This is a genomic window from Elusimicrobiota bacterium (assembly GCA_028718185.1).
Lineage (GTDB): Bacteria > Elusimicrobiota > UBA8919 > UBA8919 > UBA8919 > JAQUMH01.
This window is the reverse complement of the sequence record JAQUMH010000005.1, coordinates 136,466-154,011: the sequence shown is the minus strand read 5'-3', so window position 1 is coordinate 154,011 and position 17,546 is coordinate 136,466. Positions and strand designations below refer to the sequence as shown.

Annotated in this window: 15 protein-coding genes; all 15 read left to right on the top strand. The window is 37.0% G+C overall.

Features of this window, described 5'->3' with window-relative positions; genetic code table 11:
* Nucleotides 1-144 precede the first annotated feature (144 nt).
* The 15 genes from PHE88_08390 (at nt 145) to serS (ending at nt 17,540) form a co-directional block, all read left to right on the top strand.
* A complete protein-coding gene (locus tag PHE88_08390; protein ID MDD5687833.1) occupies nt 145-828 on the top strand; it encodes a hypothetical protein in 684 nt (227 codons plus the stop codon).
* Between the two features lie 163 nt (nt 829-991).
* Entirely contained in the window at nt 992-1,984 is a 993-nt protein-coding gene (locus tag PHE88_08385) for a DUF6159 family protein (protein ID MDD5687832.1), read from the top strand.
* Between the two features lie 400 nt (nt 1,985-2,384).
* On the top strand, nt 2,385-2,636 hold the full coding sequence (locus tag PHE88_08380) for a ribbon-helix-helix protein, CopG family (GenBank protein ID MDD5687831.1): 252 nt from the start codon (nt 2,385-2,387) through the stop codon (nt 2,634-2,636).
* A gap of 23 nt (nt 2,637-2,659) precedes the next feature.
* Nucleotides 2,660-3,016 carry a type II toxin-antitoxin system PemK/MazF family toxin gene (locus tag PHE88_08375; GenBank protein MDD5687830.1) on the top strand — a complete coding sequence of 119 codons (357 nt, stop codon included), beginning with the start codon at nt 2,660-2,662 and terminating at the stop codon, nt 3,014-3,016.
* Between the two features lie 301 nt (nt 3,017-3,317).
* On the top strand, nt 3,318-4,070 hold the full coding sequence (locus PHE88_08370; protein MDD5687829.1) for a DeoR/GlpR family DNA-binding transcription regulator: 753 nt from the start codon (nt 3,318-3,320) through the stop codon (nt 4,068-4,070).
* An 8-nt stretch (nt 4,071-4,078) separates the two neighbouring features.
* Nucleotides 4,079-5,377 carry a dihydrolipoamide acetyltransferase family protein gene (locus tag PHE88_08365; protein MDD5687828.1) on the top strand — a complete coding sequence of 433 codons (1,299 nt, stop codon included), beginning with the start codon at nt 4,079-4,081 and terminating at the stop codon, nt 5,375-5,377.
* Between the two features lie 176 nt (nt 5,378-5,553).
* A complete protein-coding gene (locus PHE88_08360) occupies nt 5,554-8,019 on the top strand; it encodes a thiamine pyrophosphate-dependent enzyme (GenBank protein MDD5687827.1) in 2,466 nt (821 codons plus the stop codon).
* Between the two features lie 6 nt (nt 8,020-8,025).
* The gene (locus tag PHE88_08355) at nt 8,026-9,261 is read left to right on the top strand and encodes a mannitol-1-phosphate 5-dehydrogenase (protein MDD5687826.1); all 1,236 of its coding nucleotides are present in this window, start codon (nt 8,026-8,028) and stop codon (nt 9,259-9,261) included.
* Between the two features lie 168 nt (nt 9,262-9,429).
* Nucleotides 9,430-10,686, top strand: a complete 1,257-nt coding sequence (locus PHE88_08350) for an alcohol dehydrogenase catalytic domain-containing protein (GenBank protein ID MDD5687825.1) — start codon at nt 9,430-9,432, stop codon at nt 10,684-10,686.
* A gap of 471 nt (nt 10,687-11,157) precedes the next feature.
* The gene (locus tag PHE88_08345) at nt 11,158-11,391 is read left to right on the top strand and encodes a hypothetical protein (GenBank protein MDD5687824.1); all 234 of its coding nucleotides are present in this window, start codon (nt 11,158-11,160) and stop codon (nt 11,389-11,391) included.
* A 679-nt stretch (nt 11,392-12,070) separates the two neighbouring features.
* The gene (locus tag PHE88_08340) at nt 12,071-12,307 is read left to right on the top strand and encodes a hypothetical protein (GenBank protein MDD5687823.1); all 237 of its coding nucleotides are present in this window, start codon (nt 12,071-12,073) and stop codon (nt 12,305-12,307) included.
* A 235-nt stretch (nt 12,308-12,542) separates the two neighbouring features.
* Nucleotides 12,543-13,661 (top strand): Fic family protein, encoded by a 1,119-nt coding sequence (locus PHE88_08335; GenBank protein ID MDD5687822.1) that lies wholly within the window; start codon nt 12,543-12,545, stop codon nt 13,659-13,661.
* A gap of 194 nt (nt 13,662-13,855) precedes the next feature.
* Nucleotides 13,856-15,262, top strand: coding sequence for a glucuronate isomerase (gene uxaC / locus PHE88_08330; protein ID MDD5687821.1), 1,407 nt, complete (start codon nt 13,856-13,858; stop codon nt 15,260-15,262).
* Between the two features lie 199 nt (nt 15,263-15,461).
* Entirely contained in the window at nt 15,462-16,226 is a 765-nt protein-coding gene (locus PHE88_08325) for a sugar phosphate isomerase/epimerase (protein ID MDD5687820.1), read from the top strand.
* Between the two features lie 33 nt (nt 16,227-16,259).
* The gene (gene serS, locus PHE88_08320) at nt 16,260-17,540 is read left to right on the top strand and encodes a serine--tRNA ligase (GenBank protein ID MDD5687819.1); all 1,281 of its coding nucleotides are present in this window, start codon (nt 16,260-16,262) and stop codon (nt 17,538-17,540) included.
* Nucleotides 17,541-17,546: the final 6 nt, after the last annotated feature.

Genomic DNA, 17,546 nt, shown 5'->3' with positions numbered 1-17,546 from the left:
TCAATATTAAACATTATTGCATTGTTGCATTTTGAATTTGTTCTGATTATATAAGATTCAAACAATTATCAAGCATTTTAATTTAGTAAAATTACTGTAACTTTTATACCGTTTATGTGGAAATAATAAGGATTTTTAAAAACAATGAATTATGTGCCTTTAGTTTTAGCAATTTTATTAACAATAGCTGCATTGTTTGTTTTTCTTAAAGAACAATCTGCAGAGAAAGAGAAAAAGTCCAAATTATATTCAATTCCTTCTTTTATAGTTGCAATTATTTTAATTTGGGGTAATTTTGGACTCCAAGTTTATAAAGACACTAAACAGCAATCAGAATTAAGAGATTTAAATAATCTACTAAAAAATAATTCAAAAACGATAAATAGTCTTACTAGAAAATTAGATGAAAGTATAGAAAATAATAACAAACTTAATAAGCAGAAAAAAATTGAGTTATTAAAAAATATGAAAAATGAGATAGATGGAAATGTTTTTTATCTAAAGGATGAGTTAATTAATAAAAAAGAAATACTTTCGAGTGATAACTCAGCAGTTATGACCCAATATCGTTTTTCTGTAATAAGTATTGAAAAAAATATTAGTGAAGGAACAGTTGCTGATGAAAGGCTTATGAAATCTCTTCATTCATTATTAAGCATATTTAATATAAATAATAAAATGCTTGAATACTCATGTAACGCAAGTTCAGTTGCTGATAAAAATAATGCTATGAGAATATTCTTTGATCATTTTAGTGATGAAAGAATATCGTGGATTGAAAATATAAGTAAAGAATTAGAAAAGTATATTAAAACAATTGATAAATAGTGGGAGTTCAGGGACGGAGTTGACTTGGTTGACTTGGGCACGAGAAAAATAGAATTCCAGGGACATAATACTTAATTTTTTCTGCAACTTTGACTAAAAACGACAGAAAGAATCGGAAGTGAAATAGTCACTAATATCTTTAAAAAATAAAAAGGAGGTTCATATGAGTACAGGCAAGTTTAAAAACAGTTGGCTTTTGTTTAAGGCTTCGGTATCCATCTTGTTCAAGAACAAGAAACTATTAATTTTCCCAATAGTTATTATTTTTCTCTTAATATCGATAATCGCACTGTATATTACACCAGTTTTACTTCAATCAACCGGCTATGACTACACAAAAATAGAACATTGGAAAACAGTGGGGCAGCGGCTTATAGTCTTAGAACCAGGAACCTCAAAAATTACTCCTTATAATACTAAAACAATATCTAATAGTAAGCAAAGATTAAATCTGACAACTACTGGAACAATATACTTTATTATTCTTTACCTAATAATAATGTTCCTTTCTGTGTATTCAAATGTTGCATTTTACAGTGAAATTATGCATGCACTAAAAGGTGAGAGCGTGAGCATAAGACGAGGTTTAATATTTGCCAGCTCCAAAGTAAAACAGATATTTTTATGGTCGCTATTCGCCGGTCTTGTTGGCTATCTAATCTCATTGCTTGAGCAAAAAGTAGGCTTTGTAGGTAAGATAATAATAAAGTTTATTGGAATTGCATGGAGTGTATCATCGATATTTGTCGCTCCTGCAATAATAGTCAGTGAAGAACCTAATCCAATAAAATTGCTAAAAAACTCTGCAACAATAATAAAGAAGACCTGGGGTGAATCGTTAATTGGCTATCTTGGAGTCAACTTCGCATCACTTCTTATAATATTTGCTCCGTTAATTGTAATTATAGTGTCGATGTTTCTTTTCGTGAAATTGGCTTTATTTTTTATGGGTATCTATTTACTAATAATAATAATTTACGCGTTTCTCACAAACATTATAAGTCAAATATACAAATGTGCTTTATACCTATTTGCATATGAAAATTATATTCCTGTGCCATACACTCAGGAAATGATGTATATGGGATGGCGTAAGAAAAAAGGTTCAGGAAGTTCGACATCGTCTGAAATTTCTAACACTTCAACAATTATATAAATAGTGGAATAAAATTTAGGATTACTTATAGTATTTCGTAGTGAGACAGACGAAGTTGACTTGGAAAAGGGGGACAACGTTGTTAGATAAATAGATAAAGTGAAGGTCGTGTTCTTGTAATTTGCCAACGAGAAACTGAGCGTAAAAGTATACCTCGGTTTTTTTATTCCACCATAAAAAAATAAAGTACTTGACAAAATATGGTTTTAGTGTTATAATAATACCAGATATAACTGAGTATTATGTAGATAATATAATAAAGATTTTAAGGAGGTGATAAAAATAATTTAGAAAATCACGTAAAAGCACAAAGTGCGAAAAAAACGTTATCGCGCTCTAAATCTTAAATCTTATGAAAAAATGAGATGAAGATTCGAAAAATAAAAAGGGGGATAGGGCGATGTATACAAGAGTAGCGGTTACTATACCGCAGAATCTTTTAAACAGATTAGAAAAGGAAAGAAAGGAAGTTCATTTGAACAGGAGCGAATTCTTTAAAAAGGCAATAGAGTCATTTTTAGGAATTGATACATTAGTTAATGAAAAGCAGATTCGTAAATATGAGCCAATATATAAAGCTTTAGCAGAAGAAGATAAGAAATTATCAAAAGAAATGATGAGAATTGCTAAAAAAACAATTCCCAATGATTGACCACTGTGTCGGGAGGAAATGGTATGCAGGAGATGGGACATATTTTACGAGGAGATATTTATTTAGTTGACTTTGGAGAATCAGAAGGACATACAATCAGAAAAAAAAGACCGGTAGTAGTAATACAATACAATTTGGCGAATAGATTAAGCCAGACTGTGATTATTACAGTAATAAGAAGTAATGAAAAAGTAGGACAGTTACCAGTCGGAGTAAAACTTGAAACTGGATTAACTGGACTTGACCATATATCATATGCTGATTTAGGACACATTTATACGGTTGATAAAGAAGAATTATTATCAAAAATTGGAACTGTTCCAAAAGCTGATCTGCAAAAAATGGATGAAGCGATAAAAATAAGCTTAGGTTTAAAATAGAAACTGATATTTAGAAAGATAAGCGTTATGAATACTCAAATAATCGATGAATAGATAAAGTTAAAGTTATGTTCCTGCAATTTGTCTATGAAAAACCGAGTGTAATATTTTACCTCGGTTTTTTTATTCTCATTAGCCAAACGAGGATTAGTAAAGGAAAGGAGAGTCCCGCACAGTTTTGTCACAGGCAAAATTGTGCGGGGTGCACCTTAAAAAAAATAAAGCACTTGACAAGATTCTTGAAATGATATATAATGATATATATAGATATGTTATGATATGTTGAAAGGGGCGAATGAATATGCTGAAGTTTGACAGACATGCAGTTATCTTAAATGAATTATCTGAAAACGGGTCGGTCTCGCTGTCCGGGCTGATGTCAAAGATTTCAAGACCCAGGCTGACTATTCAGAGAGATTTGGTGGAACTGGAAAAGACAGGTAAGCTGAAGAGGGTTCACGGCGGTGCCGTTCTTCTAAATCAAGATTTTGTTTTGAAGGGTATTCCAAAAATTATAAGGGAAAAAGAGAATATAGATGTTAAACGGAAGCTTGCAAAAAAAGCCGCAGAACTTATTTCGGAAAAAGATGTCGTGTGTATTGACGGGAGCACAACCTGCGGTCAGATGGCGCAGTTTATTCCGGATGTACCTATTAATATTGTTACGCCCTCAATCGAGCTTTTTCTGGCTTTGGGCGGCAAAAAAAATCTCATTCCGGTACTGCCCGGGGGAATGCTGAGTAAAAACACTCAGGATTTGGTCGGGAATTTTACAAGCGATATCATCGCCAGGTTTTCGTACTCGCTATGTTTCATCTCTGCGGACGGTTTTGATTTCCGGCGCGGTTCGCTGGAATTGAATTACGAGCAGAGTGCGGTAAAAAAAACCATGATAGAAAATTCAAAAAAAATAATTCTGTTGATTGATTCCACTAAGCTGGAAAACAATAAAGGCGTTTTAACCTGCAAGAACAAAGATATATATAAAATAATTACGGACAGCAGTCCCAAAAAGTGGGCTGATAATCTAAGAAATAAACTGATGCTTGTTTAGGAGGGGCTATGGCGTATCCGGTAATAATGCCCAAACAGGGGCAGAGCGTTGAAATCTGCATTTTGACAAAATGGTTTAAACAAAAAGGCGAAAAGGTTTTTAAGGGAGAGCTATTGTTTTCGTATGAGACGGATAAGGCGACTTTCGAAGAAGAAGCTAATTATGATGGAATTTTACTGGATGTTTTTTTTAATGAAGGAGATGAAGTCCCTGTACTGGAGAAAATTGCCCTGATAGGAAATGAAGGAGAATCTACCGGAGAGTTCAAAAAATCTCTTATACAAAATATTGAAGAAGTCAAAAAGGAAGAGATTAAGGAAGAGATAAAAAAAACAGAGGTTGTTAAGTCTGTAATTAATAAAAATGTCGGAAATGATGCGGAAATTAAAATTTCTCCAAGGGCGAAGAAGCTGGCTGAGCAGCTGGGAGTGAATTATAAAAACATTGTGGGGACAGGGTCAAATTCGAGAATTACCGAACAAGATATTTTTAACATTGCAGGAAACAGTCAAGGGGTAACTAAGCCTGCAAAAGAAACAATGATAGATAAAAATCCGGATGATTCCGGCGATTTTGTAATCAAGGAAATTTCAAATGTCAGAAAAATCATTTCTGTCAAGATGCATCAGTCCTTGCAGAATACCGCCCAGCTAACGCTCCATTCGACTGCGGATGCAAGCAGTATGCTTGCCATTAGGAGCCAAATAAAGAATAACGCCGGCAAAAGCGGCGGTTCAAACATTACTATAAACGACATGGTTTGTTATGCTAGTATGAAAGCGTTAATGAAATATCCCGATATTAACTCGCATTTTCTGGGTGACAAGATAAAATATTTTAACAAGGTTCATTTAGGTTTTGCGGCGGATACTCCCAAGGGGTTGATGGTTCCGACTGTAAGAAATGCGAGCGATATGTCCGCTGCCGGGCTGTCGGCGGAGATTAAAAGACTTTCGGAGTTATGCAGAAGCGGGAAAATAAATCCGGAATTGCTGTCGGGAGCGTCTTTTACCGTAACAAATCTCGGAAAATTCGGGATAGAGATTTTTACACCTATTATCAATCCGCCCCAGGTAGCAATTCTTGGTGTCAATACGATAATTTACCGTTATACTAAGACAGACGATAATAAATTCGGTTTTGTCCCGTATATCGGGCTTTCTCTTACTTTCGACCACAGGGCGGTTGACGGTGCAGGTGCAGCAGCATTCCTGCAGGAAGTAGCACTGCAGATTAAAAACATTGATAATGAACTACCTCAATCCAAGCATCGAAGTTTCAAAGACAACGACAATGTTGCAGCTTAAGAGTTCAGTGAACAGTGTAGTCATGCTGAACGATAGTGTCGTCAGACTTCGCCGAACTCTGGCGAGAAGCATCTCGTCTTTTAGATTCTTCGCTTTCGTCTCAGAATGACACCGTTGTTGCAACCTCGCATCAAGAGGCGAGGAATTTTTTGATTAAATTATAAAAAGGAGTTATTATGCCGAAATCACAGTTCATTGACCCTAAAGCAGTAAGAAAAAAAAGCGAAATAAGATTCAATCCTATTCCGGTTAATCAGTACAACAAGTCTTTAAAAGAAGAAAGCAAAAACTATTTAAAAGAAGATTTAATCAGGATTTACAGGGATATGGCAGTCGTGCGGGAATTTGAAAGTATGCTTAACCAGATAAAGGTTTCCGGTGCGTACAATGGGGTTAGTTATAATCATCCCGGTCCCGCTCATCTTTCAATCGGTCAGGAGGCGAGCTGTGTTGGTATGGCGTACATGCTGGGCACGAATGATTTTATTTTCGGTTCGCACAGAAGTCACGGCGAAATCATAGCAAAAGGTCTTTCAGCAATAGAAAAAATAAAAGAAAAAGAATTAACCGAAATAATGAAAAGTTATTTCGGAGGCGGCTGTCTTAAGGTAGTTGATGACGGAAAACATGAAAGTGTAAAAGATCTAGCTATGGATTTTCTTTTATACGGGATTCTTGCTGAGATATTCGGTAAAGAAAACGGTTTCAACAAAGGACTCGGCGGTTCCATGCACGCTTTTTTTACACCCTTTGGGATTTATCCCAATAACGCGATTGTCGGCGGTTCTGCCGATATTTCAGTCGGTGCCGCATTGTACAAAAAAGTCAATAAGAAACCGGGAATTGTCGTGGTCAATATAGGTGATGCCTCTATGGGATGCGGGTCCGTGTGGGAAGGGCTTTGTTTCGCGAATATGGACCAGTATAAAAAATTATGGGAAGGCGAATACCGTGGCGGGTTGCCGATAATTTTCAATTTTATCAATAACCAGTACGGTATGGGCGGGCAGACGTCTGGCGAAACGATGGGATACGATATTCTTGCAAGAGTAGGCGCCGCTTTTTCTCCGGATAATATGCATGCGGAAAGAGTTGACGGTTATAATCCGCTTGCCGTTATTGACGCGATGAAAAGGAAAATGGAAATTTTGAAAAAAAATGACGGTCCCGTTCTTCTTGATACTTTAACCTACAGGATAAGCGGTCATTCGCCGTCGGACGCATCAACTTACAGGAGCAAAGAGGAGATTGAAGCGTGGGTCGGAGCCGATTCCATAGTTGATTTCGGGAATAAGCTGAAAGAGCAGAAATTGGCGGATGAAAAACAGCTTGAAAAAATAAAAAGCGACATTGCAGGCAGAATCACGAAAATACTTAAATTCACGGCAGATGACAATATTTCACCGAGAATCAGCATAGTAAAAAATCCCGATGCAATCGGCGAATTAATGTTTTCAAACGAGACAATTGAAAAAATGGACGGAAGAAATCCGGAAGTCCTTATGCCGGCGGAAAATAATCCGAGAGTCCAGCAGATTAAGAAGAAATCAAGGTTTGGAATTGAAAATGGGAAGCCGGTATCAAAAGTCAAAGCGTACCAGTATAGGGACGGAATTTTTGAAGCTGTAATGGACAAGTTTTATAAAGACCCTACATTAATCGCATTCGGCGAGGAGAACAGGGATTGGGGAGGTGCGTTTGCGGTATACAGGGGACTGACTGAATCTCTGCCGTATCACAGGCTTTTTAATTCACCGATTTCAGAGGGTGCAATAATCGGCGCAGCCGTAGGATATGCCATGTGCGGAGGAAGAGTTATTACAGAGCTTATGTATTGTGATTTTCTCGGCAGGTGCGGCGATGAAATGTTCAACCAGCTGGCAAAGTGGCAGGCAATGAGCAGTAGAATATTAAAAATGCCGGTAGTTGTCAGAATTTCGATTGGTTCTAAGTATGGAGCCCAACATTCACAGGACTGGACTTCTTTATGCGCCCATATACCCGGGCTGAAAATGGTGTTTCCGGCAACGCCTTACGATGCAAAAGGATTGATGAATTCCGCTCTTAACGGGACAGACCCCGTAATATTTTTTGAAAGCCAGAGATTATATGATATCGGCGAGTATTTCCATAAGGAAGGTGTTCCGGAAGGATATTATGAAGTACCTGTCGGCGAGCCGGACATAAAAAAAGAAGGTAAAGATATAACTATCCTGACTATCGGTGCGACATTATACAAAGCTATTGAGGCGGCAAAAATTTTAGAGGAAAAATATTCTGTTTCTGCGGAAATTATAGATGCGAGAAGCATAGTCCCGTTTAATTATGAGCCGGTGGTCAATTCGGTTAAAAAAACCGGGAAAATTTTACTTTCCAGTGACGCCTGTTCCAGAAATTCTGTTTTAAAGGATATGGCGCAAAATATTTCAGAACTGGCTTTTGATTATCTTGACGCCCCGCCGGTGGTGGTCGGTTCAAAAAATTGGATAACACCTCCGTATGAACTGGAGGAATCGTTTTTTCCTCAGGCGGACTGGATTCTTGACGCTATACACGAAAAAATAATGCCGTTAAAAGGACATACGGTAAAAAATAATTTTACCGGAATTGAACAGATAAGGTTAAATAAACTGGGAGTGTAGGTATTAATGAAAAAACTTGTTTTGTTCGGTGCAGGAAAAATAGGCAGGTCGTTTATCGGACAGCTTTTCAGTTTGTCCGGATACGAAGTCGTTTTTGTCGATGTCGCAGAAAATGTTATAAATGAACTGAATAAGAAGAAAAACTATAATGTCATAATCAAAAGCGAAAAAGAAGAAACGATTAACGTTAAAAATGTCAGAGGAGTACTTGCAGGAAATGCCGAAAAGGTGGCAGATGAAATTCTGGACGCTTCTATAATTGCCACTTCGGTCGGGAACAACGTTCTGCCAAAAATATTTCCCAATATTGCAAAAGGTCTGCTAAAAAGATATGAAAAAAACAAGGACATTAAACTTGACATTATAATTGCCGAAAATATGAGAGATGCTTCAAAATATTTCAGGACCGAACTGAAAAAGTTGCTTCCGGAAAACTATCCATTCGATGATTTAGTCGGGTTGGTAGAGACAAGTATCGGGAAAATGGTGCCGATAATGACTAAGAATGATATGGAAAAAGATATTCTGCAGGTATTCGCGGAACCTTATAATACTCTCATTCTGGACAAAGAAGGTTTTAAAAATCCGATACCTGAAGTCAAAGGGCTGGCGCCTAAAGAAAATATCAAGGCGTGGGTGGACAGAAAATCTTTTATACATAATTTCGGGCACGCGGCGGTTGTATATTCCGGATACCTGCAAAACAGTAAAAACGTATATCTCTGGGAAGTGCTCGAGAATAAAAAAATGTACGATTTGGTAAGAAAAGCGATGGTTTTATCGGCAGAAATACTTTTAAAAGAATACCCGGATGATTTTACAATGGATGATTTAACGGAACATATAGACGATTTACTGCACAGGTTCAGGAATAAAGCGCTTGGCGATACTGTGTACAGGGTCGGGATGGATTTAATAAGAAAATTAGGCGGTGAGGATAGAATAGCCGGAGTGCTGAAGCTGGGATTGAAGCATAATTGCAATGTGGACAAAATTATCGACATACTTGTTTACGCCATGTTTTTCCGTGCTAAAGACGAAAAGGGAGAAATGTTTGCCCGAGATAAAGAATTTGTAACGGCTTATTTTGATAAAGGCGTGGAATATATTCTGGAAAACTTATGCGGTCTTGACCCTGAGAAGAATGCCGGAGTATTTTCCAAATGCAGAATAAAATTTAACGAGACAGCAGATAAAATAAAAAGTTCTATCCAAAAAAGTATGAAAAAATATGAAAAGTAAAACAGTAAATAATTATGAGAATTTCAAAGTAGCTGCAAAGCGATAGCTTTGCTTAAGTTGTTGTATAGGAATTTCAATGTTTGTAGTTGTCGCTAGACCCTTGGCAAGCCTAACTTGAAAGTAGAAAGCAAGAAAGCACCAAAAAAAAATAAACGGAGGTACCATTTTATGATTAGTTCTAACACAAATATTCCGGAAAAAATGAAAGCTTTGGTTATAAGAGGATGCGGTTTCGAAAAACTTTCTATAGAAGAAGTCCCCGTGCCGGAACCAAAGCCATCACAGTTGTTGGCAAGAGTGGATGCGGCAGGTGTTTGTACGTCAATTTTAAAGATAATTGAACAGGCGGACAAACATAAATACTTCAACGGCTGGGACCCGTCAAAATGGCAGACTATTTTAGGTGACGAGGGTTCTGTTACTCTTGTAAAAGTCGGGGACAAACTGAAAGATAAATATAAAGTCGGCAAACGGTACGGGATTCAGCCGGCGGTAGACTGCGCCCCGATAAATTACAGGGAGAGATACAATAACAACGCGCAGAATATGATTAAGACAGCTGTCGGATATACTTTAGGCGGACTGCTTGCCGAATATATTTTAATACAGGAAGAAGTTTTAACTGCGGGATGTTTTATTCCTTTACCGGATGACAATATGCCGTACTTTGCGGTGTCAATGGCGGAGCCGATATCCTGCGTGGTCTCTGCGCAGACACGGCACGTCCACATTTATAAAGACGGTCCGTCCTCTCCGAGAAAAGCGAAGTTGGGCATAAAAGAAGGCGGAGTCTTAATAGTTGTAGGTGCAGGTGGGATGGGGTTGATACACATAGAGTTGGCGATGAGATTTAACCCGCGTGTCATAATAGTCAATGACGTCCTGCAGGAACGTCTGAACTGGATTAATAAAGTCCTAAAACCGAAAGCAGAGAAAAAAAATATTAAACTTATTACAGTTACGCCTGATAAAATAAATGAAGTGCTGGACAAAGAGTCTGGCGGTAAAAAAGCCGACGATATAATTTTAGCAGTTGGAGTTCGACCGGTACAGCAGGAAGCTTTTAGCTGGCTTGGTTTTGGCGGGGTAGTAAATTTATTCGGCGGGCTGAAGAAAGGCGACTCGTTACTAAACATAGATAATATTAAAGTGCATTACGATGAGATTAAAGTTGCCGGTTCATCCGGCGGAGACCCGTATGACTATATAGAAACACTGGAAGCGATTAAAAACGGCGATATAAATGCCGGCAATTATGTCGCAGGCGTGGGCAGTCTGGATAATGCAGTAGACGTGTTGAAAATGATAAGAGACAACAAAATCCAAGGCAAAGCAATATTATATCCTCACATCAAAAATATGAAATTTGAACAAGTAAATAACTGGTCAAAAGAAAAAGAAGAAACTTTGTTAAAAAAGCCGTAAACCGGGCATTAAGAAACATATGCAAAAGAAATATTAATCTTAACAGATTAGCATTAAAAACCGTACTTGAAATCCAAAAAATGGATTCCAAATTAGCAAGATGGATTACCGCCGACGTCTACTGCAAACTAAAAAGCACCGCAGTCCAAAAACGATTAAAAAAATAGACAATTACCTAACATCCCTATACCTTGACTATCCATAAAATATTTGTAAAATCAATATCAAAGACTTTTGCAATAACTGTTACATTTGTATTTCGCTCTGATTTTTCAAGGTTTCAATAAGATTATAATATTGTGAATTTGGTAGTCGCAGGCTTTATGCCTGCGTTCTATTGACGATAAATCAGCGCAACCGTAAAGGTTGCGACTACAAATAATTACTACAACATTGATATACTTTGAAAGTTATTTTTTTACAGTGATTTTGCCAGCTTATCTTCTCAAGTATTGAATAGGATAATAATCTATGGGATTTTTACATAATGATTATAAAACAAGAGTAATATCTGGATTAAGTTCAGTTATAATTTTGGCAATAGGCATAGTTATTGTTGGTGAAATTTACGGATATAAAATATTTTTTAGAAATAAATTATTAGTTATAATCTTTTTTTTAATTAATGCATGCATAAGTATAATATTTTATTTGTTTTTAAAAAAGATATTTTATAATAGAAAAAACGATGAAAGTAGTGAATGACCCCGCTCAAGAGCGGGGCATCAAAGTCAAAACAGTATAAGTTGTTTGCTCTTTGTTGGTCATTGCGAGCGACCAACGGAAGCGAAGCAATCTCTTTTATCGACAAGATTGCTTCGTCGCTATGCTCCTCGCAATGACACCAGTGGACTTTTTAAATGGTTTTATCTTACGTATTTTCTACTTGCCTTCGGCAAGTCAACTTTTCATCTCCGTTCAAAGAACGGAGTATTCAAGTTGAGATTTTTATAAAATGTAAAAGAATCAGGTCTAAGGAAGTTAGGGGACAACGGAGTTTAAATGGTTGACTTATGAATGAAGTTGTAACCAATAACTCCTTGTTTGAAAAGAAATCAACACTTTAAATATATGAAAAACAACAAAATAAAAACAATATTAATTATTCTGATTGTGTTGTCTTATTTAGGGGGATTTTCCGCTTCGTTTTTATTCTATTCGCGGGATAAAAATTTAATTAAATTATTTATGCCATTTTGTATTATTGCAATAAACTGCATTTGTGGTTACATATTATATAAAAAGGTAAAGAATTCTAAAACTGAATGGATGTTATTTGGATTTCTAGTTAACTGGGTTGCTTTATTTTGTTATTGGGTAATTCTACCAGTTTTTAATAACCCAAGAGACCGACAGGAAGTAAAGGAACGGAGGTTAATTTAAAATGCAGATTAAAAATCCGAAATGCGAAGTATATTTTTACGGGAAGAATAAGCCGTCGACTGTTTTTGATTTAAAGGATGTAATATCAATATTGGTCAAAAGTGCTGAAAAGAAAAAAAATGTTGAATTCGTAAAATTACATTGTTATGACGAGCAAAAGCGAAAGATTTCCTGCAGATTAGATTTTGGCAGTATCACTGTTTCCGGAAAGAGCACAAGAAAACGGGGGCGTCCTTAGTTTTATAATTTAAAAGGGCCTTGAATTCTTCGCTTTATAGAAAGAGTAAGAGGAAAATAATCATTTTGAGGTAAATTTACTGGTTTTTCTTCCCAGAACTTAATTATGAATTACAAGTTGTAGTTTAAGTTATTATGAAGAAAAAAATCTTGTAATTGGAGCGATTATTTGTTATAATCATCTCACAATATGAAGCGATTAGCTAAGGTATTCGCTTCATAAGGTGGGAAAGAATATGAAAAAGTATATTTGGGAATCCAAAAACTGGTATAAGTTTGAATTTGACCATAAAGTTATTATGGAGTTGCTTTCCAAAGCGCGTCTTGCGCAAGGAAATCTTCTTGGGAAAGTATCTTCGCTTGATATTCGTCTTGAAACAGAAGCACAGGCGGAAATTCTTGTAGAAGAAGCGGTGCGTACTTCAGAAATAGAAGGGATGAAATTAAACAGGGACGCTGTGCGTTCCTCAGTGGCAGTAAAGTTGGGGTTGCCTCACGGTGTCGGCATAAAAACCGAAAGAAATGCAGATGGGTTAATAGATGTTTTGCTTGATGCAATACGGTTTCATAATAAGCCTTTAACCCTTAAACGACTAAACGGCTGGCAGGCAGCCTTGTTCCCTACCGGCTATTCAGGATTGCATAAAATTCGTGCCGGCGAATTGAGGGGAAATGTTCCGATGCGCGTAGTGTCAGGACCGATTGGCAAGGAAAAAATACATTTTGAAGCACCTCCGCAGTCGCAAATGAAAAATGAAATAGAACTATTTCTTGATTGGTGGAATAATTCGTTAGAGAAAACCGATGGAATTCTTCGTGCGGCGGCTGCGCATTTGCGTTTTGTTACCATCCATCCATATGAAGACGGCAATGGACGGATAGCTCGGGCGATTACCGATATGGCGCTTGCTCAGGATGAAAAGAGTAACATCAGGTTTTACAGTCTTTCGTCTCAGATTATGAAAAGACGGAATGAATACTATACAATACTTGAAAAAGTTCAAAATTGTCGAACAGATATAACAAACTGGTTTGTCTGGTTTTTAGACACTTTTACCAATGCCGTTGAGGATTCACAAAATATAGTTGCCAATGTTTTCAGGAAAGTCGAATTTTGGAAAAAACATGCACGCACAATCTTAAACGAAAGGCAAAGAAAAGTTATAGAAAAATTATTTGAATCAGGCATTGAAGGATTTAAGGGGGGGCTTACCACCAGGAAGTATGTAAGTATCGCGAAAACCAGCAGAGCGACCGCTTTCAGGGAAATGGATGATTTAAAAGAAAAAGGGATTATACGCTATGTCGGAGGCAAAGGTCGCAGTGTTCGTTATGAGATTAATTGGAAAGTATAGACTGCGTAACGTACAAAATGGGAAGAGGATAATGTAGTTGACTTGAATGAACAAACCGATAGTGCTATTTGTTGGATGTTCTTTACCATTTTTTGTCACAAACCTCAAGTGTTGTAATGAATTTATACACATATTTGACTTCCAATTAACAAAGTGTTATAATAAATAAAAGGCAGTAAATAGGGTATATAATAATGAAAAAAAAGTTAATTTTAGATCCTGACAGATTTTTTGAACCGGAACTTAAAACAAAGAAAATTGCCGGGACGTTATACGAATCAGTCAGTGACCTTCCTATTGTTGCCCCGCACGGGCATGTCAATCCTGCACTTTTTGCTGATTCCAATGGTTCTTTTGGAAATCCGGCAGAATTAATCGTAATCCCGGACCATTATCTTTACAGGATGCTTTACTCCCAGGGTATTTCTTTGGAATCTTTAGGTATTGGCAGTAAAGCGGAGTCAGACCCTAAAAAAATATGGAAGATTTTTGCTGAAAATTACTATTTATATAGAGGAACACCTACAGAGATATGGCTGAATTACGAATTTTCAAATGTGTTCGGAATAAAATACAAATTGACAAAAGAAACAGCAATGGAGATTTATGACATAATTGACAAGAAGTTAAAATCCCCTGAATTCTCGCCGAGAAAGATGTTTGATAAATTTAATATTGAAGTACTTTGCACTACGGATGAGGCTTCGGATACTCTGGAAAATCATAAAAAAATAAAAAGTTCCGGCTGGAAAGGCAGAATATTACCTACATTCAGACCCGATTCTGTTGTAAATATAAATACAAAGAATTGGAAGAAAAATATTGAGAAATTAAGCGCTGTTTCGGGTATAAATATTTGTGATTATAAAACATTTATTGAAGCAATCCGGCAGAGAAGACAGTTTTTCAAATCAATGGGAGCTGTTTCAACCGATAGCGGTGTTTTGACGCCATATACCGGGGAATTAAGTAAAGAAGAAGCGAATAAAATATTTACAAATGCTTTAAAAAACAAAGTTAGTAATGAAGATGCAGCAAGGTTTACGGGACATCTTATAATGGAAATGGCAGGTATGAGTATTGAAGACGGGCTGGTAATGCAGATGCATTGCGGTTGTTACAGGAACCACAACCAAAAAGTTTATGAAGAGTTTGGTCCCGATAAAGGATGTGATATTCCGATTCAGATAGAATTTACCAAAAACCTGAAACCGTTGTTGAATAAATACGGAAATAATTCAAAATTAGTACTTGTTGTTTTCACGCTTGATGAAACTAACTATTCGCGGGAACTTGCTCCTTTAGCAGGGCATTATCCCGCTATGAAGCTCGGCGCGCCGTGGTGGTTCCATGATAGTATTAATGGGATGACGAGATACAGGCAGAGCGTGACAGAAACGGCAGGACTTTATAACACTACAGGTTTTGTTGATGATTCAAGGTCTTTCCTTTCAATTCCGGCAAGACACGATTTATCAAGACGTATTGATGCTAACTGGATAGCAGGGCTTGTTGCAAGAAAAATAATTGATATGTCTGATGCGCTTGAAATGATAAAAGACACTGCTTATGGTTTAGCAAAACAAACCTATAAATTATGACACGCTCATGCGGGTCATCCGCCAACGGTTTCTTGCCCGCCAAAGATTCTGTGGTGGGAGTGAGCGGATTTTTCAACAGTTCATTGATTATTTCATTACATTTATATATAGGAATATCAATGTTTGTAGTAGCACGCCCTTGGCGTGCATGATTTGAAAAACAGTGAAAACCTGTTAAATTAAAGGAGGAGTAGAGTTTATGAAAAAATCTGTTTTAGGGGCACAGTTGTATTCGTTAAGGAATTTTATGAAGACACCTCAGGATATAGCAACCTCGTTGAAAAAAGTAAAAGCTATCGGGTATGATACAGTACAAGTATCCGGATTGGGACCGATTGACCCTAAAGAATTGAAAAAAATTGTGGATAACGAGGGTTTAAAAATCACCTGCACGCATTTAAACTACACTCGTATATGCAATGAAACACAGGCAGTTATTGATGAACATCACCTGTGGGACTGCAAATATATCGGGGTTGGTTCAATGCCGGCAGAGTATAGCAATAAAGAAGGTTTTAAAAAATTTGCAAAAGAAGCTTCTGTAGTAGCAAAAAAATTAACTGATAGCGGGTTGGTTTTTATCTATCACAATCACAGTTTTGAATTTGAAAAATATGACGGGCGTACCGGTATGGATATTTTATTTGAAGAAAGCGACCCGAAAGTATTTAATTTCGAAATAGATACTTATTGGGTACAGCACGGCGGCGGTGACCCTGCTGCGTGGATTAAGAAGTTTAAAGGACGAATGCCGATAGTGCATCTTAAAGATTTGGTAATGCGCGGCAGAGAACAGTTAATGAGTGAAATTGGAGAGGGTAATCTTAACTGGCCGTCAATATTAAAAGCTTGCGAGGATGTGGGCGTTAAATGGTATTTAGTAGAACAGGACATTTGTCAACGTGACCCGTTTGAAAGCTTAAAAATCAGTTATAATAATCTTTTAAAAATGGGATTTAAATAAATCAGGGAATTTGGTGTCTAAAAACAGAAAAATATGATTGATATAAAACTTATCAGGGAAAATCCTGAAATTGTAAAAAAATCTCTGGAAAACAGGAATGCAAAATTCAACCTGGACGAAATAATTTCTATTGACAGTAATTATAGAAAAGTTCTTCAAGAAAATGAGGAATTAAAGTCAAAAAGAAATAAAGTTTCTGATGAGATAGGTAAAAATCCGCCCAACAAGGGCGAATTAATAAAAGAGATGCAGGTATTAAAGCAGGAAATAAAAGAAGGCGAAGAAAATGTTAAAAAAATCGAGGTAGAACTTTTTGATAAATTGCTTTATATACCAAATCTTTTAGACGACTCTGTTCCCATCGGGAAATCTGCCGAAGACAATAAGGTTGTTAGAGAATATAGTCCGAAGTCCGAAGTCCGAAGTCCGGGGTCTGAAAACCGGAGAGCAGAGGGAGAGGTACTCGACCACCAGACGATTGGGGAAGGGCTGAAAATACTGGATTTTGAGGCTGCGTCAAAACTTTCAGGGAGCAGGTTTGTTTTGCTTAAAGGCGATGGGGCAAAATTAGAACGGGCGATAATTAATTTCATGCTAGATATTCATGTGTCACGCGGGTATAAAGAGATTTTTCCGCCTTTTATTGTTGATAAAAAATGTCTTGTTGGAACAGGTCAGCTTCCAAAATTTGAAGAGGAACTTTACAAGTGCGGCGATGGCGTATATTTAATTCCTACAGCGGAAGTCCCGCTTACAAATATTCATCGGGACGAGATTCTTTCCGAAGAACAACTTCCGATAAATTATGTCGCTTATACTGCCTGTTTCCGGCAGGAGGCAGGTTCATACGGGAAAGACACGCGCGGATTAATCAGGAACCACCAATTCAATAAAGTTGAACTTGTAAAATATGTTAAACCTGAGGATTCAACGGCAGAACATGAAAAAATGCTTTCTGATGCGGAAGAGATTCTTAAACAGCTCGAACTAACATACAGGGTAGTAGAATTGTGCACTGCTGATTTGGGTTTCTCGTCTTCAAAGACATATGATTTAGAAGTATGGATGCCGGGTGAGAAAAATTGGCGGGAGATTTCTTCAATTTCTAACTGTAAAGATTTCCAGGCAAGACGGCTTAACTGCAAGTTCCGTCGCGATAAAAAACCTGAATTTGTTCATACATTAAACGGTTCCGGTGTTGCTGTGGGAAGAACTTTTGCAGCGATTTTGGAAAATTTCCAGAATAAAGACGGCTCAGTTTCAATTCCTAAAAATCTCATAAAATATTTCGGCAAAGATAAAATAGGCGGATAAGGGAGG